The organism is Kitasatospora sp. NPDC034023 (assembly GCF_055575795.1).
This window is the reverse complement of sequence record NZ_JBVIRY010000005.1, coordinates 256,725-280,927: the sequence shown is the minus strand read 5'-3', so window position 1 is coordinate 280,927 and position 24,203 is coordinate 256,725. Positions and strand designations below refer to the sequence as shown.

25 protein-coding genes are annotated in these 24,203 nt (G+C 75.3%); 12 read left to right on the top strand and 13 right to left on the bottom strand.

Translation table 11 applies throughout. The features are described from left to right. The first annotated feature begins 49 nt into the window (after nucleotides 1–49). Complete coding sequence (locus ACZ52R_RS10450; protein WP_465615084.1) at nucleotides 50–472, top strand: carboxymuconolactone decarboxylase family protein; 423 nt, start codon at nucleotides 50–52, stop codon at nucleotides 470–472. 47 nt (nucleotides 473–519) lie between these two features. Continuing rightward, a complete protein-coding gene (locus ACZ52R_RS10445) occupies nucleotides 520–1,065 on the top strand; it encodes a hypothetical protein (protein WP_465615083.1) in 546 nt (181 codons plus the stop codon). 49 nt (nucleotides 1,066–1,114) lie between these two features. Here ACZ52R_RS10445 and ACZ52R_RS10440 read toward each other — a convergent pair whose 3' ends face one another. From ACZ52R_RS10440 to ACZ52R_RS10415, 6 genes are all read right to left on the bottom strand, one after another. Continuing rightward, the gene (locus ACZ52R_RS10440) at nucleotides 1,115–2,188 is read right to left on the bottom strand and encodes a hypothetical protein (RefSeq protein WP_465615082.1); all 1,074 of its coding nucleotides are present in this window, start codon (nucleotides 2,186–2,188) and stop codon (nucleotides 1,115–1,117) included. Beyond that, nucleotides 2,185–3,045: a hypothetical protein gene (locus ACZ52R_RS10435; RefSeq protein WP_465753314.1), complete on the bottom strand. Its 861-nt coding sequence runs from the start codon at nucleotides 3,043–3,045 to the stop codon at nucleotides 2,185–2,187. The genes ACZ52R_RS10440 and ACZ52R_RS10435 overlap by 4 nt, the downstream gene beginning before the upstream one ends. Continuing rightward, complete coding sequence (locus ACZ52R_RS10430; RefSeq protein ID WP_465753313.1) at nucleotides 3,042–3,905, bottom strand: hypothetical protein; 864 nt, start codon at nucleotides 3,903–3,905, stop codon at nucleotides 3,042–3,044. The genes ACZ52R_RS10435 and ACZ52R_RS10430 overlap by 4 nt, the downstream gene beginning before the upstream one ends. A 71-nt stretch (nucleotides 3,906–3,976) precedes the next feature. Continuing rightward, entirely contained in the window at nucleotides 3,977–4,909 is a 933-nt protein-coding gene (locus ACZ52R_RS10425) for a hypothetical protein (protein WP_465753312.1), read from the bottom strand. 188 nt (nucleotides 4,910–5,097) lie between these two features. Further along, complete coding sequence (locus tag ACZ52R_RS10420; RefSeq protein WP_465663697.1) at nucleotides 5,098–5,589, bottom strand: RNA-guided endonuclease InsQ/TnpB family protein; 492 nt, start codon at nucleotides 5,587–5,589, stop codon at nucleotides 5,098–5,100. A 440-nt stretch (nucleotides 5,590–6,029) separates the two neighbouring features. Beyond that, complete coding sequence (locus ACZ52R_RS10415) at nucleotides 6,030–7,022, bottom strand: helix-turn-helix domain-containing protein (protein WP_465615077.1); 993 nt, start codon at nucleotides 7,020–7,022, stop codon at nucleotides 6,030–6,032. A 71-nt stretch (nucleotides 7,023–7,093) separates the two neighbouring features. Here ACZ52R_RS10415 and ACZ52R_RS10410 point away from each other — a divergent pair, with 71 nt between their 5' ends. The 3 genes from ACZ52R_RS10410 (at nucleotide 7,094) to ACZ52R_RS10400 (ending at nucleotide 11,093) form a co-directional block, all read left to right on the top strand. After that, the gene (locus ACZ52R_RS10410; RefSeq protein WP_465615076.1) at nucleotides 7,094–7,420 is read left to right on the top strand and encodes a cupin domain-containing protein; all 327 of its coding nucleotides are present in this window, start codon (nucleotides 7,094–7,096) and stop codon (nucleotides 7,418–7,420) included. A 166-nt stretch (nucleotides 7,421–7,586) separates the two neighbouring features. Beyond that, a complete protein-coding gene (locus ACZ52R_RS10405; RefSeq protein ID WP_465663696.1) occupies nucleotides 7,587–8,240 on the top strand; it encodes a hypothetical protein in 654 nt (217 codons plus the stop codon). An 81-nt stretch (nucleotides 8,241–8,321) separates the two neighbouring features. Then, nucleotides 8,322–11,093, top strand: coding sequence for a M4 family metallopeptidase (locus ACZ52R_RS10400; RefSeq protein ID WP_465663695.1), 2,772 nt, complete (start codon nucleotides 8,322–8,324; stop codon nucleotides 11,091–11,093). A gap of 140 nt (nucleotides 11,094–11,233) precedes the next feature. Here ACZ52R_RS10400 and ACZ52R_RS10395 read toward each other — a convergent pair whose 3' ends face one another. Beyond that, on the bottom strand, nucleotides 11,234–12,217 hold the full coding sequence (locus tag ACZ52R_RS10395; RefSeq protein WP_465663694.1) for a hypothetical protein: 984 nt from the start codon (nucleotides 12,215–12,217) through the stop codon (nucleotides 11,234–11,236). 254 nt (nucleotides 12,218–12,471) lie between these two features. Here ACZ52R_RS10395 and ACZ52R_RS10390 point away from each other — a divergent pair, with 254 nt between their 5' ends. After that, the gene (locus ACZ52R_RS10390) at nucleotides 12,472–13,638 is read left to right on the top strand and encodes an alpha/beta hydrolase (RefSeq protein ID WP_465663693.1); all 1,167 of its coding nucleotides are present in this window, start codon (nucleotides 12,472–12,474) and stop codon (nucleotides 13,636–13,638) included. 54 nt (nucleotides 13,639–13,692) lie between these two features. Beyond that, on the top strand, nucleotides 13,693–14,799 hold the full coding sequence (locus tag ACZ52R_RS10385) for an RICIN domain-containing protein (RefSeq protein ID WP_465663692.1): 1,107 nt from the start codon (nucleotides 13,693–13,695) through the stop codon (nucleotides 14,797–14,799). A 10-nt stretch (nucleotides 14,800–14,809) separates the two neighbouring features. Here the strand turns inward: ACZ52R_RS10385 and ACZ52R_RS10380 are convergent, their stop codons facing one another. Together ACZ52R_RS10380 and ACZ52R_RS10375 are read right to left on the bottom strand one after the other, a co-directional pair. After that, a complete protein-coding gene (locus ACZ52R_RS10380) occupies nucleotides 14,810–15,247 on the bottom strand; it encodes a hypothetical protein (protein ID WP_465615070.1) in 438 nt (145 codons plus the stop codon). 22 nt (nucleotides 15,248–15,269) lie between these two features. Next, the gene (locus ACZ52R_RS10375) at nucleotides 15,270–15,791 is read right to left on the bottom strand and encodes a peptidylprolyl isomerase (RefSeq protein WP_465753311.1); all 522 of its coding nucleotides are present in this window, start codon (nucleotides 15,789–15,791) and stop codon (nucleotides 15,270–15,272) included. A 208-nt stretch (nucleotides 15,792–15,999) separates the two neighbouring features. On the opposite strand from ACZ52R_RS10375, the gene ACZ52R_RS10370 reads away from it, so the two are divergent. From ACZ52R_RS10370 to ACZ52R_RS10360, 3 genes are all read left to right on the top strand, one after another. Then, entirely contained in the window at nucleotides 16,000–16,200 is a 201-nt protein-coding gene (locus ACZ52R_RS10370; RefSeq protein ID WP_465663691.1) for a hypothetical protein, read from the top strand. Beyond that, entirely contained in the window at nucleotides 16,193–16,489 is a 297-nt protein-coding gene (locus tag ACZ52R_RS10365) for a hypothetical protein (protein WP_465753310.1), read from the top strand. The genes ACZ52R_RS10370 and ACZ52R_RS10365 overlap by 8 nt, the downstream gene beginning before the upstream one ends. 99 nt (nucleotides 16,490–16,588) lie before the next feature. Continuing rightward, on the top strand, nucleotides 16,589–17,578 hold the full coding sequence (locus ACZ52R_RS10360) for an NAD-dependent epimerase/dehydratase family protein (protein WP_465753309.1): 990 nt from the start codon (nucleotides 16,589–16,591) through the stop codon (nucleotides 17,576–17,578). Nucleotides 17,579–17,585: 7 nt separating this feature from the next. Here the strand turns inward: ACZ52R_RS10360 and ACZ52R_RS10355 are convergent, their stop codons facing one another. Beyond that, the gene (locus tag ACZ52R_RS10355; RefSeq protein WP_465615067.1) at nucleotides 17,586–17,915 is read right to left on the bottom strand and encodes a DUF1330 domain-containing protein; all 330 of its coding nucleotides are present in this window, start codon (nucleotides 17,913–17,915) and stop codon (nucleotides 17,586–17,588) included. Nucleotides 17,916–18,189: 274 nt separating this feature from the next. Here ACZ52R_RS10355 and ACZ52R_RS10350 point away from each other — a divergent pair, with 274 nt between their 5' ends. Then, complete coding sequence (locus ACZ52R_RS10350) at nucleotides 18,190–20,058, top strand: glycoside hydrolase family 35 protein (protein WP_465753308.1); 1,869 nt, start codon at nucleotides 18,190–18,192, stop codon at nucleotides 20,056–20,058. Between the two features lie 32 nt (nucleotides 20,059–20,090). Here ACZ52R_RS10350 and ACZ52R_RS10345 read toward each other — a convergent pair whose 3' ends face one another. From ACZ52R_RS10345 to ACZ52R_RS10335, 3 genes are all read right to left on the bottom strand, one after another. Continuing rightward, nucleotides 20,091–20,987 carry a DUF4253 domain-containing protein gene (locus tag ACZ52R_RS10345; RefSeq protein ID WP_465753307.1) on the bottom strand — a complete coding sequence of 299 codons (897 nt, stop codon included), beginning with the start codon at nucleotides 20,985–20,987 and terminating at the stop codon, nucleotides 20,091–20,093. Nucleotides 20,988–21,135: 148 nt separating this feature from the next. After that, nucleotides 21,136–22,116 (bottom strand): aldo/keto reductase, encoded by a 981-nt coding sequence (locus tag ACZ52R_RS10340; protein ID WP_465615064.1) that lies wholly within the window; start codon nucleotides 22,114–22,116, stop codon nucleotides 21,136–21,138. A 74-nt stretch (nucleotides 22,117–22,190) separates the two neighbouring features. Beyond that, nucleotides 22,191–22,679: a hypothetical protein gene (locus ACZ52R_RS10335; RefSeq protein WP_465753306.1), complete on the bottom strand. Its 489-nt coding sequence runs from the start codon at nucleotides 22,677–22,679 to the stop codon at nucleotides 22,191–22,193. A gap of 427 nt (nucleotides 22,680–23,106) precedes the next feature. Between ACZ52R_RS10335 and ACZ52R_RS10330 the strand changes: the two genes are divergently transcribed. Further along, nucleotides 23,107–23,964 carry a hypothetical protein gene (locus tag ACZ52R_RS10330; protein ID WP_465615062.1) on the top strand — a complete coding sequence of 286 codons (858 nt, stop codon included), beginning with the start codon at nucleotides 23,107–23,109 and terminating at the stop codon, nucleotides 23,962–23,964. The last annotated feature ends 239 nt before the right edge of the window (nucleotides 23,965–24,203 follow it).

The window sequence follows — 24,203 nt, the reverse complement described above, 5'->3', positions numbered from 1 at the left end:
GATCGGGACGAGGGCCGCCGGTAGGGGCAGCCGGGAGAGGAGTGCCGCGATGAGCACGGCCGCGAACGACGCAGAGGTCCGCCGGGAGCGCTTCGAGCACGGGATGGAGGTGCTCGAGCGCATCGACGGCGAGGTCGGGCGCCGGGTCGTGCAGTCGCTGGACGACATCAGCCCCGAACTCGGGCACCAGATCGTCGCCTGGGGATTCGGGGAGATCTACAGCCGCCCCCAACTCGCCCCGCGCGACCGCCAGTTGGTCACCCTGGGGATGCTCACCGCGCTCGGCGGGTGCGAGCCGCAGCTGGAGGTCCACATCAACGCCTCCCTCAACGTGGGGCTCACCCCCGAGGAGATCGTCGAGGCGCTGCTGCACTCCGCCGGCTACTGCGGCTTCCCCAAGGCGCTGAACGCCACCTTCGTCGCCAAGAAGGTGTTCGGCGAGCGTGGCCTGCTGCCGGTCGCCGGCGCCTGACGAGCAGCAACGGCTGGCAGCTGGCCTGGCTGCCGGGCGGCCGGGCGGTGATCAGCGGCTTCGACGTGGACTTCAGCACCGAGCGCGACGAGGCGCAGCTGCTGGCGGGCGCGCCGGACTGGGTGCCCGCGCCGGCCGACCGGGCCGGGTTCTGCTTCTGGTGGGAGCCGGACGGCGGGAACTGGCGCAGCGCACCCGGCGAGACGGACCCCGGCGCACGCCTGACCGGCGCGGTGGAGAACGTCGAGGACCACCTGGCCGACCGGGTCCGGGAGCGGGTCCCGCAGGGGGAGGCGGACGAGTCGGCGTACGTCGCCGGCTTCGGCCGGCGGCTGACGGAACTGCTGGACGCCGCCCGCGCGCAGCGCCTGACCGTCGGCGAGCTGGCGCCGGTCCTGGCCTGCTTGGCCGATCCGCAGGACCTGCGGCCGGCGCCGCCCTCGCGGTCGCCGCGCGGGCGGGCTTCACGGCGGGCACCCGCCGGCCGTGGGACGCTGCGCAGGCGCAGGCCTGACGCCGTCCGAGGCCGTCTGACCGCGCCGTGCCGCCGTCCGCCGCTGCCTGGCGCCGCCGTGTGGCCGCCGTGTGGTTGAGCGCAGGAAGTCGGCCGGGCCGACTTCCTGCGCTCGGCCACGCCCGGGCTCAGGCCAGGATGTCGGACTGCAGGGTGACGACCTGGCGGAACGGGGCGGTGGGCACGCCGTTGGGATTGGTCATGGTGACGACGGCCAGGATGTCGGAGGCGCAGAGGTAGGCGACGCGGGCGGTGGGGTTGCCCTTGGGGGCGCTCGCGGTGGACTCCAGGGTGGTCAGCTCCACGCCGTCGACGGTGTCCCAGTCCGTGTGGGCGGTGGACTTCGTGTCGGGGGCGGCCTTGGAACGGCCCTTGGAGCGCAGCGAGGTGTAGGTGTCCCAGGACTCGCCGGTGGAGCCGAAGCGCAGCAGCCGGATCTGGGTGCGGGTGCCGTCGGAGGCCGTCCACTCCCGGACGGTGGCCGCGCGGCAGGCGTTCTGCAGGAGCAGTTCGCGCAGCTTGGCCGGGTCCTGCTGCTCGGTGAGGATCGCGTCGCAGGGCACCCAGGCCGCGGCGGCTGCGGCGGCCTGGGCGGGGGTGGGGGCTGCCGTCGGGGACGCGGCCGGCGGCGTGGTCGGCGACGCCGTCGGGGATCCCGAGGCGGTGGGGCTCGCTGTGGGGGCCGGGAAGGTCGGCGCGGTCACGGAGCCGCCGGCCTCCTTGGGGGCGGGCAGCAGCAGGTAGCGCAGGTCCGCGTAGTGGAGGGACTTGCCCTTGGCGTCCGGCGCGGCCTTGCCCGAGGGCAGGGGCGGCAGGGTCAGCGGCGGGAAGGTGTAGCGGCCGTCGCTCGCGGTGGCCAGGCCCGGGATGTCGGTGCGTTCGGGGGCGGTGACGGCCAGGGCGGTGCCGGTGCCGGCGAGGGCGAACACCAGGGCGGCGCAGCTCCAGCGCACCGCGGCCTTGCGGCGCCGGGCCCGGCGGGCCTCCTGCTCCGCGAGGGCCTCGGGGGTCAGGGCGGGCGCGGTGAACTCGACGGCCCCGATGGCGGTTTCGGGCAGCGGCGGCGCGGGCGGGGCCGTCGGTGCCGCCGGGGTCACGGGCGGCGCGGGCGGGGCCGTCGGTGCCGCCGGGGTCACGGGCGGCGCGGGCGGCGGCGGGAGCGGGTCCGACGCGGGCTGCGGCGGGGTGGCGTGGTCGGTCATGCGGACGCTCCCGGGCGGGCGAGGCGGTCGAGCTGCAGGGTGAAGAGGGCGACGATCTTGTCCTTGGGCAGCGGTGCCACGCCCTCGGCGTTCATGACGACCAGCAGGTCGCCCTCGGCGGCCGAGCACTCCAGGTAGTCGATCGGCGCGGACGGCGCCGCCGGCATCAGGTAGCAGTGCGCCTCGGGGTGGCCCGGGATCGCCGGGCCGATCCGGAAGAGGCCGGTGTCGCCGGTGAAGACCGCGGTGTACTCGTTGATCCGCTGCACTTCCTGCTGGTTGAACTGGCGCAGCTTCAGGCCGATCACCAGGTCGTCCCCGCTGGAGAGGTAGGAGCGCACGCCGGTGGCCTTGATGTGCAGGCCGTCCCAGTAGGAGCGGAGCTTGTCGCGCTTCTCCTTGGGGACCTGCTGGAGTTCGGCGTCCAGCTGGGCGGCCAGCTGCTCGCCGTTCAGCTCGGTGTCGTTGCCGTAGACGCCGTCGTCGGGGCCGAGTTCGTAGCCGGCCGGGACGGGCAGCAGCAGGTCGCGCAGCGCGCCGAAGTGGCTGCCGTTGGACTTGGCGCCGTACGGGGTCGCGGTCGCGGTCGGGGTGGGCCCGGTGGACGGGGCGGCGGCGGCCGGGGCCGGGTCGTCGTACTGGGTCTTGATGATGCCGATGCCGATGACCACGCCGACCAGCGCGGCCGCGGCCGTCGCGGCGCCCGCGCGCAGCAGGCGGCGGGAGGCGGGGTTGGGCGCGGCGGGGGCCTGCGCGTCGGCGGCCTGCGCGTCGGCGGGCACCTGGTCAGGCGTGGGCGTCGGCTCGGGCTCGGGTGCGGGCGCGGCCGGGTTCGCGGTCACGGTGTCGTCGTTCATACCAGCCGCTCCCACTGTCGCTTGGCGAGGTCCTTGAGGAGGTCGGCGTTCACCTGCTGGGTGCCGAAGACCTCGATCGTCATCTGCAACGAGCCGCGCTTGGCGACGGCCTGGCCGTAGTAGTACTGCTCGGTGCTCTCGGCCCAGTGCCGGGGCTCGGACTCCACCTTGTAGCCGCCGTTGGCGCCGTCGGCGAACGACGGCCAGCTGGCGGACTTCGCCTCGTCGGCGTGGTCCGGCGCGAACTGGATCAGCGAGACGCGGTAGAGGGTGTTGTCCTTTTTCCAGTCCACCTCGGCCGCGCGCCGGAAGCCGCGCGAGGCGAGGTCCCGGAACGCGAAGGCCGCGTTGCCGCTCTGCTCGGCGACCTCGCCGATCGAGATCCAGCTGGGCTTGTCCGGGTTCTCGCTCCAGGGAGTGCTGCCCTCGGGGGCGGTGATCAGCAGCTTGGTCAGGTCGCCGTCGATGGCAAGCGGCGCGGGCTGCTCGGCGGCGAGGGCGGCCGGGTCGACCACCTCGGCCGGGTAGGACGGGCGCGCGGCCTGCAGCGGCGGCAGCGGCGTGGGCGGGCGCTGGGCCTGCACGGCGTAGCCGACGCCGCCGCCGGCCAGGGCGCCCAACACCAGGGCGCAGGCGGCCAGCAGCACCGGGCGGGGGCGGCGCGGGACGCGGGGGGCTCGCTCGGGGCCGGCCTCCAGCAGGTCGCCCGGCTCGGTGGCGAACGGGTCGGCGGCGGGCGGCTCGGTGGCGTACGGCGCGGCGGCGGGCGGCTCGGTGGCGGGCGGCGGTGGAACGGCGGGTGCGGGCGGCGCGGCGGGCGCGGCGGGCGCGGGTACCGGCTCCGCGGGTTCGGTGGTCACGGAAGTGGCTCCAGAGGAGGAAGGAAGGGGTGGCGTCGGAGGGCGGGCGGCGGCGCGCGTGGGCGCGGGGCTCAGCCGCCCGAGGCGAGCCAGTCGCGCTGGCGCTTCATCAGCTCGCTCAGCAGCGCCTTGTCCGGCGTGCCCTTCACATCGACGTCGATCGTGTACTGGACGTCGCCCTGGCTGGCGATGCCGGTCATCGAGCCGGTGTACGCCTGCTGCTTGGGCTTCTTGAGGTAGCCGCGGGCGTCGGGGAGGCCGTCGATGTCGACCGGGTCCAGCGACTTGATCTTGTAGCCCTTGACGAAGTCGGTCGCCATCGCGGCGGAGCCGAAGTGCAGCAGGGTGACGGTCACCTCGGCCTTGCCGTCGGCCGTCCGGTACATCCGGGTCGCGCCCTCCTTGTAGCCGTAGGAGGCGAGGATGTCCTTGATGCCGTCCTGCTTGCCGAAGAGGTCGGCGACGTCCTCGTCGGTCATCGTCATCCCGTCCGCGGGCCCGTACGACTCGCCGCCGGCGGGGATCGGGAGCAGGAAGTAGCGCAGGTCGCCCTCGTGCTTGCTGCCGCTGACCGTGCCCTTGACGGTGCTGACCGGGGCGGGCTCGGCCGGGACGGCAGTCGGCGCCGGGACGGGCTCGGGGGTGGGCGAGGCGCTCGCGGTGGCGCTCGCGCTCGCCTTCGGGGCGGCGGTGACGGCGGGTGCGGCGGCGGCCGGGTGGGCGTCGGGCTTGCCGACGGCGACGGTCACCGCGGCGCTGGCCGCCGTGACGGCGAGCAGGCCGGCGGTGGCCAGCGCGACGCCGACGGCGCGCGGCAGGCGGCGCGCGGACGGAGCCTGCGCGGGCTGCGGCTCCGGCTCCGGCTCCAGCTCCGGCTGCGGCTGCGGCTGCGGCTGCGGCTGCGGCTGCGGCTGCGACGTCACGGTCTCGCCGGCAGCGGGCTCCCCGGCCGGAGCGGAGGCCGCCGGCGGAACCGGCGCGGTGGCCGGAGCGGGAACAGGCACGGGAACAGGCACGGGTGGCTGGGCCGGTGCCGGCGGTTCGGCGGCGGCGCTCTCGTTCTCGGGCTCGGGCAAGGGACTCCCCCAGGGAAAGAATGCGGAATCTCACGCGCCGGGGCCCTCGCGGGACCCACTCCCCCAGCAGGTCCTCCGGACCGTCCGTCACGCGTGTCAGCAGGAATTTTGGCATCCTACCCGCGCTGACGCACGGGGATTCCGGCCGCGCCTGCCGCACGGGGCTTGCGCCCGGTGCGGCCGGTGTTCCGGTGGGTTCCTGTTTCAACGGGCCGTGCCTGGCGTGGGATCGCCACGCCGGGGCTTACCGGCCCTCCGCAGGCGTTTAGCCTGTCCGCCCGCCCGGCGGCCAGGATGTTCCGAGCAGCATTGAGGTCACGATCGTGGAAGGTACCGCATGCACCGCACGTCCACGTGCGGACGTCCAGCGGCTTGGGCCTGTCCAGCACGCCGCAGGTGGAGCACACCTGCGACGTGGGTTCGTACCGGCCGATCACGCCGACGTGCCGTCCGTACCGCGTGGCCTTCTCCTCAAGGAGCCGGCGGAAGGTGGCCCATCCGGCGTCGTGGACGGACTTGGCCAGGCGGGTGCGGGCGAGGCCGCGCACGTTCAGGTGCAGCCAGTCCATGCGGGTGTCGGCCACCTTGGCGTGCGCCTTGGCGAGCAATAGGAGTACCTGAGATACACGGGACCAACCTACCGGCAGGCACTGACAACCACCTGCGGCCACCTGCACGGCGGTCCGCCATAACGGCGGAACGCCGCCTCCGAACCCACTCCGCAGACAGTCCATTTCTCCCCCGCAAGCGGGAGGTACCCCCACCCCCGGCCAAAGCCGGGGGTGTCCACGGAGGTCCCCGATGAGAGTCCGCTGACAGGGCTTCCAACAAATCAATCACCGCACATTCGCCCAAGAGTTGACGAACCGGACACGTCGTGATCCAACCGCAATCGGGCGCCGCCCGGTGTCAGTACGCGGCCGCGGCGGTGCGGGCGGCCGCGGCCGAGGCCTGGGGGGCCGGCTTCGTCGGTGAGCCGGGCCAGGTGGCCGTCGGGGCGGACCAGGGCGGCGGTGACGGTGTGCCGGGCGGGGCGACGCAGGACCGGCTAGCCGCCGCCGAAGGTGCGGCGGTAGGCGCCGGGGGTGGTGCCGAGGGCGGTACGGAAGCGGCGGCGCAGGTTGACGGCGGAGGCGAGGCCGACCCGGTCGGCGACGGCCTCCACCGGCAGGTCGGTGCGCTCCAGCAGGGCCCGGGCGGCGTCGATGCGCCGGGCCAGCAGCCACTGGCCGGGGCTGGTGCCCAGCTGCTCGGCGAAGCGGCGGGCCAGGGTGCGCCCGGACACCCCGGCGCGGGCGGCCAGTTCGTCCACCGCCAGCCGCTCCCCCAGGCGCTGTCCGGCCCACTCCAGCAGCGGCGCCAGCGACTCGTCCGCCCGGGCCGGCTCCGGGGCGGCGGCGTACTGCAGCTGGCTGCCCTCGCGGTGCGGGGGCAGCACCATGTGCCGGGCGACCTGGGCGGCGTAGGCCGCGCCGTGGTCGCGGCGCAGCAGGTGCAGGCACAGGTCGATGCCGGCGCCGGACCCGGCGCTGGTGGCGACGTCGCCGTGGTCGACGTACAGGACGTCCCGGTCCACCCGCAACGCCGGGTATTCGGAGGCGAGTTGGGCGGTGCGGCCCCAGTGGGTGGTGGCGCTGCGGCCGTCCAGTAGTCCGGCCCGGGCGAGGACGAAGGCGCCGGTGCAGATGGAGACGATCCGGGCGCCGCGCGCGTGGGCGGCGCGCAGCGCGGCGAGGACGTCGGCCGGGACGGGGGAGCCGGGCGGCTGCCAGCCGGGGATGACGACGGTGTCGGCCTCCTCCAGTGCCGTCAGGCCGTCCTCGACCAGCAGCGGGACGCCGAGGGTGGTGGGCACCGGGCCGGGGGTGCGGGTGCACAGCCGGAAGTCGTAGTGGGCGGCCAGGCCGGGCCGCTCGGTGCCGAAGACCTCGGCGGCGCAGGCGAGTTCGAAGGGCGACTGGGGTGCGCCGAGCAGGGCCACCACCCGGTGGCGGCGCGCGGCGGTGGCGGGGGCGGGGGTCTTCAGGACTGCGACGCTCATGGCAGGAATGTACCTGAGGATGTCTTTTCGGACTCTGGGGCGGCGGGTGCGGGGGCGGCCACAGTGGGGGCATGGACGACAAGGACACGGAACTCAAGACATCGCTGCTGGTGGACGAGGTGGAGCCGATGGAGGTCGCGCCGGGGATCGTGCGGCGCAGGCTGACGGCCACCGGGTACGCGCGCGGCTGGCTGATCGACTTCGCGCCGGGCAGCCGGTGGCCGGAGGTCGACGTGCACGGCACCGAGGAGCGGTACTTCGTGCTGAGCGGGGAGGTGATCGAGGGCGAGGAGCGCCACCCGGCGGGCAGCTACGTGGTGTTCGCGCCGGGCAGCAGCCACCGGCCGCGCACCGAGACCGGCGCGCGGATGCTCGGGGTCACCGTAATGAAGGCCTGAACACCTGGATGCCTGGACACCTGAACGCCCCGCCTCCGGAGAGCCCGTGACGATGTCGCGGCCCCGTCACCGCTCGGCACGGATCCCGGCCCGGGGGTGTGGGCGGCCCCCCGGGCGGTAGGAGGATCGGCGGGAGGGCCGGACGACGGGGGGGAATGGCGGCGACGTGGGCGACCTGACGGGCGGGGGGCGCGGGCGGGGGTGGACGGCACCGGCCGCGGTGGCGCTGGCGGTGCCGGCCGTCGCGGGCGCGTCGGCGGTGTGGGCGTGGTCGCAGGACCGGCCGGTGGGCGGGGCGTGGCTGTGGGTGTGCGCCGTCGCGCTGGCGGTGGCCGTCGCCGCCTGCGTCCCGCTGAGCCGCCGGGCGGCGGGCCGGGGCTTCGCGCCGGTCGCCTCCTTCGCGGTGCTGCTCCTGCTGGCCCTCTGGGGCACGGCGTTCGCGGCGGCCCAGGCCGCCGACACCGTCCGCACCCGGGTGCACGAGCCGCCCAGTGTGTGGGCCGTGGTGACGCACTGCCGGGTGACCGGCCAGGTGCCGGTGGAGGGCGGCGGGCTGGGCGACCGGACGTACGGCTGCACCTACCGCTGGAGCGTGGACGGACGGTGGTTCAGCGAGGAGCGCCCGGTCGACAAGCCCTTCCCGGACAACCACGAGGTCAAGGTCTGGCTGGAGGACGGCGGGCGGATGGCCACCGGCCGGCCGAGCCTGCCGGCGATCCCGTTCTGGATCGTCCTGGCCCTGGCCGGCCTGGCCGCCGCGGCGGCCTGCGCCGTCCACCTGGCCGGGTGGGCCCGGGACGCGGGCCTGCGCGGACCTTGATGGGCAGCCAGTCGACATATGTCGGCGGTCTGCCTATTGTGGTCGGTGCGGTGAGCCGTCGTGCCGCCGCACCCTTGACCCATGCACGAGAGGACCGCCGTGCCCCGACTCCCCCGTACCGCAAGCACATTCACCCTTGGCGCCGCAGCCGTCGTGACGCTGGCGCTGGCCGTACCGCCCGCCCTGGCCGTACCGGCGGCGGGCGCGCCCGCGCCGGACGCGGACCCGGTGCCGGCCCTGGTGGCCGGCCGCGACACCGCCGCCCCGCAGCTGGTGACCGGCCTGTCCGAACCCGCCCAGGGCGACCCGGCCCCGGCCGCCCTGGCCCACCTCGCCGCGCACCCCGACCGCTACCACATCGACACCGGCGAGCTGGCCGAACTCGGCTCCACGCAGGGCCCCGACGGCCGGCGCACCGTCAGGTTCGAGCAGCGCCACGGCGGGATCCCGGTGCTCGGCGGCCAGTACCTGGTGCACCTGTCCGGCCAGGGCGCCGGGCAGAAGGTGGAATCGGCGGGCGGGCGCTACTTCACCGGCCTGAGCGCCCCCACCGCCCCCACCGTCCCGGCCGAGACCCTGCGGCAGGCGGCGCTCACCGCGCCGACCGGCCCCCAGGCCGCCGCACCCGCAAGCCCGCAGACCACCGCCACCGCCACCGCCGAGGACCGCGGCGCGGTGATCCTGCCCGACGGCGGCGGCCGCCTGACCGAGCACTACACCGTGCGCGACAAGGCCGCGGCCGGCGTCCGGGAGGTGTACGTCGACGCCACCACCGGCGCGGTCGCCCTCGCCCACGACGCCGGCGCGCCCCACCCGGCGACCGGGGCGGCGACCGCCCCGGCCCCCGCCGCCGCCGACAGCCTGCAGCCCGCCACCGGCACCGCCCCCGACGCCCACGGACGCACCGCCGCCGTGAACATCGCCAAGCGGGCGGACGGCACCTACCAGCTCACCGACCTCACCCGCCCCGCCACCATCACCACCTACGACGCCGACGGCCGCGACGCGGGCGACTTCGACCACGTGCCCGTCCCCGCCGACGCCGTCCCCGCCTCCTCCCCCACCCCCGACTTCCCCGCCGCCACCGGCGAGCACGGCGCCACCGACGCCCACGTCAACGCCGGTATCGTGTACGACTTCTACCGCGACCGGCTCGGCCGCGACGGCCTGGACGGCAAGGGCGGGGCGATCGTCTCCGTGGTGAACGCGAGCGACGGCGGCAAGCCGTTCCCGAACGCGTTCTGGGACGGCTCCAAGATGGTCTACGGCTCCGGCCCCGGCTACTACCCGTTCTCCGTCGCCTTGGACGTGGCCGCGCACGAGATGACCCACGGCGTCGTCGAGCACACCGCCGACCTCTTCGCCCTCGGCCAGCCCGGCGCCATGAACGAGGGGATCTCCGACTACTTCGGCAACGCCATCGAGGCCACCGCCCGCGGCCTGTCCATGGACGACCCAGCCGCCGCACTGCTCGGCGAGGGCCTGTGCCGCGGCGGCACCCCGCAGGCCTGCGCCCAGCGCCGCCTGGACGACCACCGCACCACGGAGGCCGACTACCTGGGCACCCGCTACGAAATCGACCAGGGCGGAGCGCACTACAACTCCACCATCTTCAGCGGGGCGCTGTGGGACATCCGGCGCACCCTCGACCCGCTCACCGCCGACCGGGTCGTCTACCACGCGCTCGCCGACTACCTCACCCCGCTGGACGACTTCACCGCCGGCCGCGACGCGGTCCTCTCGGCCGGCCGCGACCTGGGCCTCACCAAGCGTCAACTGCGCTCCGTCGCGGCCGCGTTCGACGCGCACGGGATCCGCCCCGGCTGGCAGAAGCGGCTCGGCACCGACAGCCGCACCCTGCTGCCGAACATCTCCAACGGCATGGCCACCCCGGCCGTCGCCCGCGGCCACTGGCTGATCCTCGGCGACGGTCCCGCCGGCACCGGCCTGTACACCGGCACCGTCGACGGACACGGCACCCCGGTACGCCTGAGCCCCGAGGACGGCCGCATCCACAGCTGGGCCACCACCGACGGCACCAACGCCGTCTGGGCGGCCATGGGCGGCCCCCAGGGCGCGAGCCAGGAAGTGCTGACCGCCCCGCTGAGCGGTGCCGGCCCCGTACGCAGCGTCTTCCGCTCCACCAGCACCGCCCAGCAGCTCGGCAACGCCCGGATCTCCGGCACCGACATCGCCTTCACCCTCACCGAGAACGGCCACACCCGGCCGTACCTGAGCCACGACGGCGGCGCGCCGGTCGCACTCCCGGTGCCCGAGGGGCACAACGCGTCCGAACTCGCCCTCAAGGACGGCCTCCTCGCCTGGAACGAGACCTGGCGCGACGGCGACGGCCCGCTGGTGACCGTACCGACGCTCTACTCCGTCGCCGCCGGGAAGGTCACCGCCCGGTACGCCGAACACGCCCCGGCCGGAACCGGGCCCAGCAGCGCCGCCTCCCTCACCCTGGCGGGCGGACGCCTGCTGTGGCTGGACTTCCCCGCCGACCACACCCGGCGCGCCACCATCCGCTCCGCGGCCCTGGACGGCTCGGGCATCGTCGACCTGCTGAGCGGCGACTCCCCGAACGCCCCGCGCTCCACCGTCCTCACCGCCTCCGACCAGGCCGTCACCTACCGGGTCGAGAGCGACAAGCCCGCCGGCGGCTGGACCAACGCCGCGCTGCCCAAGCTGTGGCAGGTCCCGCTCGCCGGCGGCACCCCGCAGCGCCTCTCCTGCGACCGCGGCGGCCAGTACGAGGCCGCCGCCGACCAGGGCACCCGGGTGATCTGGCTGGACGCGACCGCCGGCCGAACCGACCTGGTGGTCCGCGACCGCCCGGCGGGCGCCTGCTGAGAACGCGTCACGGACGGCAGGACGACAGGAGGGCGGGACAGCAGGACGGCAGGATGGCGGGGCCGCGGGGCGAACTGCCCTGCGGCCCCGCCGCCGTGCTGCGGCCCCGCGCTACGGCATCCCGGGCTGCGGCCCCCGGTTCAGAGCCATCCCCGGCGGGCTGCCTGGACGCCGGCCTGGAAGCGGGTGGTGGCGCCCAGGTGGGCGAGGAGGACCGAGACGCGGCGTACCACGGTGCGCCGGCCCAGGCCGAGGCGGCGGGCGATGGCGTCGTCGGTGGCGCCGCCGGCCATCAGGGTGAGAATGCGCCGGTCGCGTTCGTCGACGCGCAGGTCGACGCCGACCACGGTGGCCGGGACCGCCAGGCGCCACAGGGTCTCGAAGACGCCGGTCATGGCCTGCAGCAGGCCGGAGGGGCGGATCAGCAGGGAGACGACGCCGGGGCGGTCGTCGGCGGGCAGGGTGACGATGGCGAGGTCGTCGTCGCCGATGGCGAGTTTGAGCGGCGGCTCGTCCAGGGTGCGGGCCTGCTCCCCCGCCTCGACCATGCGGGCCATGTTGGGCCCGGCCACCGGGTCCTCGAACGCGCAGCCCTGGTAGATCGCGCGGTAGACGACGCCCGCGGCCATCCGGCGGCGCTGCAGGACCTCCTGGTCGGCGTAGTGGGCGTGGCTGCCGGAGTACGGGGGCACGTCGATGACCCGTACCTGGTGACGGGCCATCAGCTGCAGGCGGCGGCTGGCCGCGAGCACCTCGGCGGGGTCCTCGACCACCTCCAGGGCGCCGTAGCTGCCGGCGTCGCGCCGGGCGAAGCGGTAGAGGCGTTCCAGTTCGGCCCCGGCCCGGCGGGCGGTGGCCTGGCGCAGCGCGTCGCGTTGCAGCACCGTCTCGACGACCCGGCCCGGTGGCAGCGCCTCCCAGTCGTGGTCGCGGTCGTCGGCGCTGCCGGTGCTGTCGATGGCCACGGCGACGCCCTCGTCCGCGAGGTCGCGCAGGACGGCCAGCACGGTGTCCTCGTCCAGGCCCGCGCCGTGTGCCAGGTCGGCCGGGCGGGCGCGTGGCCGTCCGACCAGGCCGCGGTAGACGCGGCCGCGTTCGGAGTCCGGATCCAAGACGTCGTGCACGACACCCCCCGGTCATCGTGTCCCCTGCCGCCCGGCCGTACCGGGTGGCCGGAGGAGCCTACCCGGGCGGGTGGCTCACATGCGCCAGTGGCCCAGGTGCGCCGCCGGGCGCTCTGGCGCGGAGCGGGTGATGTGACGAGAGTTGTCGATGTTCAGACAGGAGAGGTGAGACCGATCATCAGGACCGATCGTCAGAACCGCCTGCCGGGACAGCCCGTCACCACCGCCCCGTCGAAGGCCGAGGACGACCACCCATGACCCCAGCCCGGCTCCTGCCCGCCCGGCTGCGGCGCGCCCGTACGGCCGTCGCCGCCCTGGCCGCCTGCCTGCTCCTGCTCGCCGCGCCCGCGGCCGCCGCCGTCCCCGCACAGGAGCCCGCTCCCGGGGAGTCTGCTTCCGGGGGGTCCGCTTCCGGGGGGTCCGCTTCCGGGGAGCCCGCCGGGCCGCCGCCGCTGGCGGACGGCTTCGGGCTGACCCAGGTCGGCACCGCCACCGGCAGCGCCACCAACTTCGTCATCACCGTCACCACCCCCCAGGTCGCCGGGCAGCACACCATCCGGATCCTGCTGCCCGCCGACTACGCGCAGCACCCCGACCAGCGCTACCCCGTGCTGTACTTCCTGCACGGCGCCTCGGACAACCCGAGCGACCCGGCGCTGGCCTACCCCGCGCTGGCCGCCGCGCAGTCGATGATCACGGTCATCCCGGACGGCGGCCTGCGCGGCTGGTACACCGACTGGCTCGACCAGGGCACCGCCGCCGGCGCGCAGAACTGGGAGACCTTCCACCTCAACCAGGTCCTCCCGTTCGTCGACGCCAACCTGCGCACCCGCACCGACCGCGCCCACCGGGCCGTCGGCGGCCTGTCCATGGGCGGCTTCGGCGCCCTGCACTACGCCCAGGACCGCCCCGAGCTGTTCGGCCAGGTCCTCACCATGTCCGGCGCCAACGACCTGTCCGCCGACCAGATGGTCCTGCGCGGCGCCGTCGTCGCCATGCTGACCAACGCCGGCACCGTGCTGTGCGGCCCCAGCGACGGCCGCCCCTGCGGCTTCGACTACGGGCCCACCGTCTCCAGCGACGCCCTCTTCGGCACCCCGTACCCGGTGTTCAACGCCGACTGGCGCTGGAACGCCGCCGACCCGGCCTCCCGGGCGGCCCTGCTCGCCCACACCGGCATCGCCGTCTACACCGGCAACGGCAACGGCAACCCCGCCGACATGGAGTTCTGGGCCGAGGGCACCGCCAAGCGCCTCAAGGAGCGCCTGGACGCCCTCCACCTGCCGTACCACTACGTCGACTACGGCGACGGCACCGGCTGGGGCGCCGACTGCCACGGCGGCCACACCGCGGGCTGCTGGGCGCAGGACCTCACGGACTACGTCCCGCGCCTGGAAGCGGCCTTCGCCGCCGCGCCCTGACGCCCTCCCCTCCTCTCCCCTCCCTGTTTCTCCCCTGACGAAAGGACACCCTCCTTGCCCGCCACCGAGAACCCCGGCCGTACGGCGCCCTGGCTGCGCCTGCTCGCGGCCTTCCTGGTGACCTGTTGCGCCGCTCTGGGCCTGAGCGCCGCGCCCGCCCACGCCGCCCCGGCCCCCGCGCCCGCCGCCGCTCCGGCCGCCACGTGCGCCACGCCGCAGCAGTGCCTGACCATCAAGTCGCTGAGCAACGGACGCCAACTCGACGTCCAGAACGGCAACACCGGCGACGGCGTCTACGTCGTCACCAACTCCGCGCCCGGCTACCACCAGTCCTGGCGGCTGAACGTCGACACCTCCGACTACACCTTCACCATCGTCAACAACGACACCGGCAAGTGCATCGACCTGGCCTCCTGGTTCGTCCCGGCCCTGCGCCAGCAGACCTGCGCCGGTCAGGCCAGCCAGCGCTGGTTCCTGCAGCCCGCGCCCGGCGGCGGCGACGCCTTCATGATCCGCCACGCCGGCGACAACACCTGCCTGGACCTGCTGGGCGGCGGCCAGTACGACGACGCCTGGACCGACCAGTACGCCTGCAACGGCACCGCCAACCAGCAGTGGGCCACCGGCTTCCCGCAGGCCGCCCGCACCCTGGCCGTCGACCACGCCGCCAAGCAGTGCCAGAAGGACGCCTCCACCTGCTCCTGGGCCGTCCAGAGCGAGGCCCCGGCCGCGCCGCTGCCCCGGATCTGCTCCTCCGCGGTCTGGTTCAACAACACCAGCGGCACCGTCCAGCAGAGCTTCGCGGTCACCGACACCAGCGGCTGGTCGACCTCCCTCGGCTCCGAGATCGGCAGCGAGATCTCCGCCGGCGCGCCGGGCGCCCTGAACGCGGCGGTCAAGGTCGGCCTGACCTTCACCAACGTCTGGAACGGCTCGCGCAGCGTCAACAACGCCGTCACCGTCTCCGTCCCGCAACAGCAGTACGGCTGGGTGACGCTGGCCGCGGTCGCCCGCAAGGTCACCGGCACCTGGACCTTCGATGCCCACGGCATCCCGTGGACCGCCGACGACACCATCACCATCCCGGTGACCTCCGACCCCAACGCCGGGCCGACCCTCTACGTCGCCAACACCAGCCCGACGTTCACCAGCTGCACCTGACGGTCCGCCGTCAGCTCTCCGGCCGCCGCCCGCTTTCCACCGGGCGGCGGCCGTCCGCGTCCTCCCCGGGACCGCCGCCCTCCCGGGCCAGGGCCTCGCGCGCGGCCAGCCGTCCGGCCACCCGGAAGGAGTGCTCGCGCGAGTCCAACTCGTGCACGACGGTGAAGTGCACCACCACCGCCAGCGCCACCGCCCGTCCCGGCGCCCGCTCGGCCAGCTCCTCGCGCACCCCCTCGGCCAGCGCCGCGTGGAACAGCGCCAGGTAGTGCGGGTCGGAGTCGCCGCGCACCGTGGCGTCCGGCGCCACCTCCAGGTGCACGCCCTCCTCCCACGGCTCGAAGTCCACGGTGACGATCGCCACGTCGCAGGGGCAGCCGCTCTGGCGGACGTAACGCGCCTGCACCCCGCGGATCGGGTGCGACGGGAAGCTCTGCGGTGCGACGCTCATCGGGTCCTCGGAATCCTCGGGCTCAGGAGTAGGTGATCTCGACGGACTCGATCACCACGTCCGTCACCGGGCGCTCGTCCTCGGTGGGGGCGGTGGCGATCGCGTCGACCACGGCCTTGGAGGCCGCGTCGGCGACCTGGCCGAAGATGGTGTGCCTGCGGTTGAGGTGGGCCGGAGTGCCCACCGTGATGAAGAACTGCGAACCGTTGGTACCCGGGCCGGAGTTGGCCATCGCGAGCAGGTACGGCTTGGTGAAGAACAGCTCCGGGTGGAACTCGTCCGCGAAGGCGTAGCCCGGGCCGCCGGTGCCGGTGCCGGTCGGGTCACCGCCCTGGATCATGAAGCCCGCGATCACCCGGTGGAACAGCGTGCCGTCGTAGTACGGGCCGCTGCCCGGCTCACCGCTGCGCGGGTCCGTGTACTCGCGGGTGCCCTCGGCGAGTTCGACGAAGTTGCGGACCGTCTTCGGCGCGTGGAACGGGAACAGCTCCAGGCGGATCGGGCCCGCCGTGGTGTGCAGGGTGGCGAAGCGGGCAGTGGCCACGGGGACTCTCCTCGGGATACGGCTTGTACGGCTTGTACGGCCGGCGCTTGTGCGGCTGGCGTGCCTGGTGCGCCTGGTGCGGTGATCAGGAAGATCGGCTACGGCATCCTGGCACAGCCTCGGGGTTCACGGCCGAACCGGGTGGAAGGATCCGCACGTGACACGTAGTACGTCGTCGTCTTAGTCGTAGGTCGTAACGGAAGGGCCGGTGGCCGTGGTGGTCGGTGCGGTGCTGATCGGGGTGCTGGTACTCGTCGTCGCCGGGTGCGGATGCGTGGTGTGGGCCGACCGGGGCGGGCCGCCCTGGACCCGCGTGGTCGCGGCCCTCACGGTCCGCACCGGGGAGGTGCTGCGCAGCGCCCTGCGCAGCCGGCGGCGCCGGAACACGAACAGCGGCAGCGGTGACTGAGGGCGGCGCGGTGGAGCGGGACCGGCTGCGGGCCGTCTTCGAGTCGGTCCTGGCCGGGACCCTGGCCGGGCGCGGGGTGCCGAGCTGCCTGGGCCTGGACATGGAGACCGACGAGGCGCTGTGGGCGATCGAGTTGGCCCGCCCCGACGTGTCGCCGGACCTGGTCGAGGCGGCGCGCCGTGCCTTCGCCGGGCAGCTGGACGGCAGCAATGCGGCCCGTCAGCACGCATGGCAGGCGCGCAGGTTCGCCGGCCGGGCGGCTGGCGCGAGGCCCCGGCGGCTGACGTGAGGCCGGGGCGTCCGACGCGGGACCTCGACGGCTGACGCCGGGGCCTCGGTGCCTGACGCGCCGCGTCGCCCCGGTCGGGACGTGGATAGGGTGGGGCGGGTGAGCTTCCATCTCGTCGTCGGATACGGGCCCGCCGGGGCCGCCACCGCCCGTCTGCTGGCCGAACAGGGCCACCAGGTCCGGGTCGTCACCCGATCCGGACGCCCCGCGCACCAGCCTGCCGAGGGCGCCGAGGGCGCTGACGGCGTCGAGGGCGTCGAGGGCGTCGAGCACCTCGCCGTCGACGCGAGCGACCCCACGGCGCTGGCGCAGGCCGCGCGCGGCGCCGTCGCGATCCACGGCTGCGCCGCGCCGCCGCTGCCGCAGTGGGCCCAGCGCTGGCCGGCCCTGTCCGCCTCGCTGTGCGCGGCGGCCGAGGAGAGCGGCGCGGTGCTGGTCATGCTCGGCAACCTGTACGGCTACGGGCTGCTGGCCGACCCCGCCCGCCCCATCACCGAGGACCTGCCGCTCGCCGCGACCGGACCCAAGGGGCGGGTGCGGGCGGCCGCGTGGGAGCAGGCGCGGGCGCTGCACGAGGCCGGGCGGATCCGGGCGGTGGAGGTCCGTGCCTCCGACTTCTTCGGCCCCGGCGTCACCGACGGCGGCCACCTGGCGGCGCGCGCGATGCCGGGCGTGCTCAAGGGCGGCTCCGTCGCCGTCCTCGGTGACCCGGACGCCCCGCACAGCTGGACCTACCTGCCGGACGTGGCACGGGCGTTGGTCGAGGTCGCGGGCGAGGAGCGGGCCTGGGGCCGGGCCTGGCACGTGCCCACCGTCCCCGCCGAGCCGGTGCGCGCGATGGTCGATCGCCTGGCCGCCGAGGCCGGCACCGCGCCGGTCGCGGTGCGCCGTCTGTCCCCCGTCCTGCTGGGCGCGGCCGGGCTGTTCTCCCCGCTGCTGCGCGAACTGCGCGAGACCCGTTACCAGTTCGACCGGCCGTTCGTCGTGGACTCCTCCGCGTACGAGAAGGCGTTCACGGTGCGGGCGACGCCGCTGGAGGAGCAGGTCGCGGCGACGGTCGCGTGGTGGCGCGAGCGGGTGCGGCCGTAGCACCGGCTCAGTGCGCGAGCGCGTCCGCCCCGCGGTAGCCGGGCGTCGGCACGCCCTCGACGAGGATGATGTCGGCGTTCATGTGCCGGGTGCGCAGCGGCAGGATCTCCCGGTAGGCGGGCGAGTGCCACCAGGCGCGGGCCCGCTCGACGTCGGGGAACCCGATGACGATCGTGCCGCCGGCGCCCCAGCGGCCCTCCACCGTCTCGGACGGGCCGCCGTGGACGAGGAAGCGGCCGCCGAAGGGGTCGAGGGTGGCGTCGATGCGCTCCAGGTACTCGACGATGTCGGGGCCGAACTCGACCGAGTGGACCTGGGCGATCGCGTAGGCGGTCATGGGGTGCTCCTGGGGTTCGTCGCGGTGGTCGGTGGTTCCTGCTGACGTCCCCGACGGTAGGGCGCGGGGGTGGCGGGCGAATCCGTCACGTATAGGTAGGGGTGACGTGCCTGCCGGTCAAATATCTCCATGTGCGGAAGGCCACATCCACAAGTCGGCGATAGCTCGGAGAGTGGGGAACCGGTCACCCGGAGTCAGTGCCCCGGGGTGGTTCCGGCCGGCCCGGCTAGGCTCGGGCGGGACGGGTTCTCCAGACCGGAAGGCGGGTGTGCGCATGCTCGGGTACGACGCGGACGGGTTCGTGCGGGACGGGGTGGCGCACCGGGTGGTGGCCGGGGCGGTGCACTACTTCCGGATCCACCCGGAGCTGTGGGAGGACCGGCTGCGGCGGGTGCGGGCGCTGGGGGTGAACACGGTGGACACGTACGTGCCGTGGAACTTCCACGAACTGCCGGACGGCCGGGTCGACTTCACCGGCTGGCGGGACGTGGCCCGGTTCGTGCGGCTGGCCGGGGAGATGGGCCTGGACGTGGTGCTGCGGCCCGGCCCGTACATCTGCGCGGAGTGGGAGTTCGGCGGGCTGCCGGCCCGGCTGCTGGCCGTGGACGGGCTGCGGCTGCGCTGCGCGGACCCGGCGTACCTGGCCGAGGTGGACGGCTGGTTCGACGCGCTGGTGCCCGAGGTGCTGCCGCTGCTGGCGAGCCGGGGCGGGCCGGTGGTGGCGGTGCAGGTGGAGAACGAGTACGGCAGTTACGGCGACGACACGGCCTACCTGCGGCACCTGCGCGACGGGCTGGAGCGGCGCGGCGTGGACTGCCTGCTGTTCACCACCGACGGCGCGCACGACACCATGCAGCAGGGCGGCGCCCTGCCCGGGCACCTGGCCACCGCGACCTTCGGCTCGCGCGCCCCCGAGCGGCTGGCGGTGCTGCGCCGCCACCAGCCCGAAGGGCCGCTGACCGCCATGGAGTTCTGGATCGGCTGGTTCGACCAGTGGGGCCTGCCCCACCACGTGCGCGACGCCAAGGAGACCGCCGCGTCCCTGGACGAGCTGCTGGCCACCGGCGCCTCCGTCAGCCTCTACATGGCGCACGGCGGCACCAACTTCGGCCTGTGGGCCGGCGCCAACCACTTCGGTGCGCACCCGCTGGACGGCGGGTACGAGCCGACCGTCACCAGCTACGACTACGACGCGCCGATCGGCGAGGCCGGCGAGCTGACCGACAAGTTCCACGCGCTGCGGGAGGTCATCGGCCGGTACCTGCCCCTGCCGGAGCGCGAACTGCCCGCCCCCCTGCCCCGGGTGGCGCCGCAGCGCCTGCGGGCGGACGGGCGGGCCGCGCTGCTGGAGAGCCTGGACGCGCTGTCGCAGCCGGTGGAGCGGGCCGCGCCACTGCCCATGGAGCAGCTCGGGCAGTCCCTGGGCCTGATCCACTACCGCACCCGCGTGCCCGGCCCCCGCCCCGAACTGCCGCTGCGCATCGAAGGGTTGGCCGACCGGGCGCAGGTATTCGCGGACGGGCGCCCGCTCGGGGTGCTGGAGCGCAACTCCCCCGGTGCGACGCTGGACCTGGCCACCGGCGCCGACGGGGTCACCCTGGACATCCTGGTCGAGGCGCTGGGGCGGGTGAACTACGGCCCGAACATGGACGACCGCAAGGGCATCACGCGCGGCGTCTCGCACGGCGGCCAGCGGCTGTTCGGCTGGCAGATCCGGCCGCTGCCGCTGACGGACCTGTCCGCGCTGCGCTTCACCCCGGGCACCCCAGGCACCCCGGGCACGCCGGGTACGCCTGGTGCGGCGGGCACGGCGGGCAGGCCTGGGGTGACGGGCAGGCCGGGCACGCCGGTCCGGGACGGGGAGCCGGTGTTCCACCGTTTCACCGCCCGACTCCCCTCCCCCGCCGACGCGTTCGTCGCCCTGCCCGGCTGGGGGCGCGGACTGCTGTGGCTCAACGGCTTCCTGCTCGGCCGCTACTGCGCCGCCGGCCCCCAGCGCACCCTCTACGCCCCCGCGCCGCTGTGGCGCCCGGGCGGCAATGAGCTGGTCGTGCTGGAGCTCGAACGGCACGGCGAGGCAGTGGAGTTGCGCGACCAGCCGGACCTCGGGCCGACCACGGCGGCGCCGAGCTCCGAGTACTGACGCGCCCGGCCGGCCCCCGGCCGCTTTCCCGGTCAGTCCCACCAGAAGAACCACTGGCGGGCGCCCACCAGCTGCTCGGCGTACTCGGTGAGGCGGCCGGCGCCCTGGAAGACCAGGTCGGGGCAGAGGGCGGTGTGCTCGGCGGCCAGCGGGAGCGCCTCGGCGAGCGTGGCGGGCGGCACGGGGACGCTCAACCGGAGGGTGTCGAAGCCGACTTCGACGACCTGGGCGCCGAAGCGGCGTTCCCAGTCGGCGAGCACGGCGGCGATCTTGGCGATGTCGTTCTCGTGGTTGACCGGTCCGCTCCACCCGCACACCGCCAGCGCCTCGGCGCCGCTGCCGGCCCGGACGAGGCCGAGGCGGGCGTCCTTCACGGACTGCAGCACGTCGGCCAGTTCGCGGGCCTCGGCGCCGGCCGCGCCGTCGGGCACGTCGGCGGCCGGGGCGGGGCCGGGCCAGGTGCGGCCGTAGGGGGCCAGGGCCTCGGCGAGTTCGTCCTCGTCCCCGTCGTCGTGGCCGACCCCGCCGTCGTCGTGGCCGGCCTCTTCCTCGCCGTCGCCGTCCGCCTCCCACCAGCGGTGCAGCAGGGCGGCCGGGTCGTACCGGTCGGGAGCACAGGCCTGGCTCGGGTACAGCTCGCCGGACAGCCAGGGCCGGTAGTCGGGGCCGTCGCCCAGGGGGCTGAGCAGCAGCGGCCACAGGCCGGTCTGCGGGTGCGCGCGGTGCAGTCGCGCCCACAGGCCGGTGGGGGCGGGGGCGTCGCTGATCCACAGCAGCGGCTCCCGCCCGTCCCCGCCGTTCCCTTCGCCTCCTTCGCCTCCTTCGCCTCCTTCGCCTCCTTCGTCTGCGGCGACGAGGCGGCCGGGCGGCAGAGCCACGGGCAGGGCGGAGAGGGCGGCGGCGAGGTCGAGGTCCGGTGGCTGTGTCATGGCGCCCACCGTAGGAGCGGGCACCGACAACGGGGCGGGTGCGCCCGGGTGCCCTGGTGCCCGGTGACGCCCGACGTCCGCCGCCGCCGACGACGGCCGATCAGGTATCCGATCAGGCGTTCGTTCGGGTGTCCGCTCAGGCGTCCGCTCAGGCCCAGGGCAGCTGCGAGCGCGTGTGCCAGTACGCCTCGGCGGGCTCGGCCATGGCGGCGAGGGCGGCGAGGTCCTGCGGGGTCGGATGGGCCTCGGCCGCGGTCAGGTTGGAGGCGAGCTGGTCGAGGGTGGCGGCGCCGGACAGGACGACGTCGGCCCAGGGCTGGGCGGCGGCCGCGGCCAGGGCGAGGGCGTCGGGGGTGGTGCCGGTGCGGGCGGCGAGGGTGCGCAGGGCGGCGGTGTCGGGGCCGGTGGCGTTGCGGCCGGCCAGGCGGCCGTTGGCCATGCCCTCCTTGACCACGACGAGCCAGCCGGCCGCGTGGACCTCGGCGAGGGCGGGCGCGGCGGAGGTCTCCAGCAGGTTCCAGGTGGCCTGGACGGCGGTGAACAGCGGGCGGCCGGCCACGGTGACGGCGAGGGCCTCGCGGATGGTGTCGGCCTGGGCGGGGCCGCTGGTGGACAGGCCCACCCGCACGCCCTCGGCGGCGAGGGCGGCCAGGCGCTCGTGCAGGGCGGGGTCGGTGAGGGCGGGACTGCCGGGCACGACGGAGTGGACGAGGTAGACGTCGAGGCGGTCGCCGAGCAGGGCGCGGGTCTCGCGGATCTGGCGGTCGAACACCGCCGTCGAGTGCTCCTTGACCTCGTGCGCGGCGACCCCGTTCGCCTGCCAGCCCGCCGTGTAGGTGTAGCCCCACTTGCTGCCGACCGTCACCTCGGCCGCCGCCTCGGGGTGTTCGTCCAGCCAGCGGGCGAGGAACTCCTCGGCGCGGCCGTAGGAGCGGGCGGTGTCGAGGTAGCGCACCCCGGCGGCGTACGCGGCGTCGAGGAGGGCGTGGGTGCGCTCGCGCAGCGCCTCGACGGTGCGTTCGGCGGGCAGGTCCGCGTCGCGCCCCAGGGTGATGTAGCCGGGCCGGCCGACGGCTGCGGTGCCCAGTCCCAGACGCGCGGGCTCCGGACGGGCGGGGTCGGTCGGCATGGCGTGGTCTCCTCGGGCGCGACGGGTGCTCACCTGGGACTTTAGCCGTGCCGGCCCGGGCGAGCGCCGGCCGGCTACCAGGCGGCCCGGCGCGCGGTCTCCCCCGGCCGGGTCGCGGGGGCGGCGGTGTGCCCGGGCTCGGACCAGTCCGAGGACGAGGTGCGGACGGCCTGGAGGGGCGCGTCGATCGGCACTTCGGTCAGACGGACGGCGCGCACCGGCGCAGGGGTCGTGGCGAGGACCTGGTCCAGGCGCAGCACGAAGTTGACGTAGTCCAGCGCCTTGCCCGGCCAGTGGCAGTCGTTGCTGGTGAGCAACTGGCTGCGGACACCGTCGCGTTCGGTGACCGGCCCGGGGGTGGTGCGTAGGTTCGGCTGCCAGCTGCGCCCCCACAGGTGGTGTTCCAGGGACAGCGTCCAGCTCTCCTCGTCGACCTCCAGCGCCGCGCCGACCCGCCCGGCCAGCACCCGGCTGCCGTACGGTCCGCGCACGACCGCCCGCTGGTCGAAGTCGGCGCTGCGCCCGATCACCGTGATCCGCCACGCGCCGTGATACCTGAGCATGCCCGCCTCCTGACGCCCCGGCGCCCCCTCCGACCGGCGGCGCCCCTTCCACGTCTACGGCCGAACGCCGCCCGGCGGCTCAACCCGCCCCCGGGACGGGGCCGCCGGGTCGGGGTGGCGTCGGATCGTCGGGGACGGGGAGTTGCCGGTGCGGGCGTGGCGATTCCCCGGGCGCGGGAATCTGACGGATGGTCACTTCGGGGCCGGGTACGGCCGGGTACGGCAGGGTCCAGGGGCGGCAGGGCCCGGGGGGCGGGGGCGGGGTGTACGGCGCGCGGGGCTGGTGTGGCGGATCTACGCTGGTGGCGTGACCGCCTACGTGACCGCCTAGCGGGCGGCTCCGGAACGGGATCCCTCGCGGGCGGCTCCGGAACGGGGTCGGTGACCCGCCGTGGCCGCTCGGACCTTTTCGCCCTGGAGGTGGGGTATGCGTGGCACGCGTGGCACGGCCGCCGGGCGCCGGACGGGGGCGCGGCGGGTGCGGGCGGGGGTCCTGGTCGCGGCGGCGGTGCTCGCGGGCGGCGGCCAGTTCGCGTACGGGGCGTGGCCTGCCGCGGCCGCCGGTACGGCGCCGGTGCGGGCGTGTCCGGCCGAGGCGCTCGCTCCGGGCCTGCCGCCGCTCGCGGCCGCGCCGTCCTCGGTGGCGGTGCCGGACGGCGTCGCGCTGCCGTCCTCGGCCGCGGTGTTCGCCGCCCGGTACCCGGGCGAGGTCCAGTACCTCGTCGCGCCGGGTGACTGGACCTGTGACGTGGTCTTCTTCAGCGGCGACGGCGGAGAGCAGGCGTTCGTCCACCCCGGCGCTCCTGTCGCCAACCCGGCCGGCACCCGGTTCGCCTCGGTGGTGCAGGCCGTCTTCGTCAGCGGCGGCGCGCAGACGAACATCGACCTGGCCTGCCCGTTCGTGCCCCAGGCCGCGGCCGCGCCGAACATCTGCAACTCCCCGCCGCGCCAGGGCGCCGACCGCCTGCACGCCCTCCCGGTCCACGCCCCGGGCGTGTTCCTCACCGCCGTCGGCGTCCCGGCGGGCACCCGCGAGCCGAACCTTCCCGCGAGCGGAGGGCCGGACCGCACGGTCGCCCTGGTGGCGTTCCAGACCCCCGGCGGCCCCGGGCAGGAGATCAGCTGCACCGTGCCGACGGCCGCCTCCCCCGTACCGACCTGCCAGGCCGCCCTCGGCTTCTTCCTCGCCACCAGCACCGCCGGCAGGCAACTGGCCCCCACCGACCTGGCCTCCGCCCTCGCCGACCTGGACGCCTTCGTCGCCTCCTACCTCGCCCAGCCCTGACGACCCGGCCCGCTGCGCGGGAAGTCGGCCCCTCCGACTTCCCGCGCAGCCGCAGGCCGCCCGGGGTGGCGGGGGTCGCGGGGGTCGGGGGGGTGGGCGCGCTCGGCAACCGTGGGGCCACGGAGGGGAATTGAGTACGGGAGCGGATTGCGGTCCGGGGCGCGGGCGGGGCAGGGTGTGGGCGCAGAGGCGTGCGCGACCCGAGAGGACCTCCGGCCGGTGGAAAGCATCCTGTACCT

Bases quoted from the DNA above. Each gene is read 5' to 3' on its own strand.
- ACZ52R_RS10450 (WP_465615084.1), top strand. From the start codon at position 50: ATGAGCACGGCCGCGAACGACGCAGAGGTCCGCCGGGAGCGCTTCGAG.
- ACZ52R_RS10440 (WP_465615082.1), bottom strand. From the start codon at position 2,188: ATGACCGACCACGCCACCCCGCCGCAGCCCGCGTCGGACCCGCTCCCG.
- ACZ52R_RS10435 (WP_465753314.1), bottom strand. From the start codon at position 3,045: ATGAACGACGACACCGTGACCGCGAACCCGGCCGCGCCCGCACCCGAG.
- ACZ52R_RS10415 (WP_465615077.1), bottom strand. From the start codon at position 7,022: ATGAGCGTCGCAGTCCTGAAGACCCCCGCCCCCGCCACCGCCGCGCGC.
- ACZ52R_RS10410 (WP_465615076.1), top strand. From the start codon at position 7,094: ATGGACGACAAGGACACGGAACTCAAGACATCGCTGCTGGTGGACGAG.
- ACZ52R_RS10400 (WP_465663695.1), top strand. From the start codon at position 8,322: ATGCACGAGAGGACCGCCGTGCCCCGACTCCCCCGTACCGCAAGCACA.
- ACZ52R_RS10390 (WP_465663693.1), top strand. From the start codon at position 12,472: ATGACCCCAGCCCGGCTCCTGCCCGCCCGGCTGCGGCGCGCCCGTACG.
- ACZ52R_RS10380 (WP_465615070.1), bottom strand. From the start codon at position 15,247: ATGAGCGTCGCACCGCAGAGCTTCCCGTCGCACCCGATCCGCGGGGTG.
- ACZ52R_RS10355 (WP_465615067.1), bottom strand. From the start codon at position 17,915: ATGACCGCCTACGCGATCGCCCAGGTCCACTCGGTCGAGTTCGGCCCC.
- ACZ52R_RS10350 (WP_465753308.1), top strand. From the start codon at position 18,190: ATGCTCGGGTACGACGCGGACGGGTTCGTGCGGGACGGGGTGGCGCAC.
- ACZ52R_RS10345 (WP_465753307.1), bottom strand. From the start codon at position 20,987: ATGACACAGCCACCGGACCTCGACCTCGCCGCCGCCCTCTCCGCCCTG.
- ACZ52R_RS10340 (WP_465615064.1), bottom strand. From the start codon at position 22,116: ATGCCGACCGACCCCGCCCGTCCGGAGCCCGCGCGTCTGGGACTGGGC.
- ACZ52R_RS10335 (WP_465753306.1), bottom strand. From the start codon at position 22,679: ATGCTCAGGTATCACGGCGCGTGGCGGATCACGGTGATCGGGCGCAGC.
- ACZ52R_RS10330 (WP_465615062.1), top strand. From the start codon at position 23,107: ATGCGTGGCACGCGTGGCACGGCCGCCGGGCGCCGGACGGGGGCGCGG.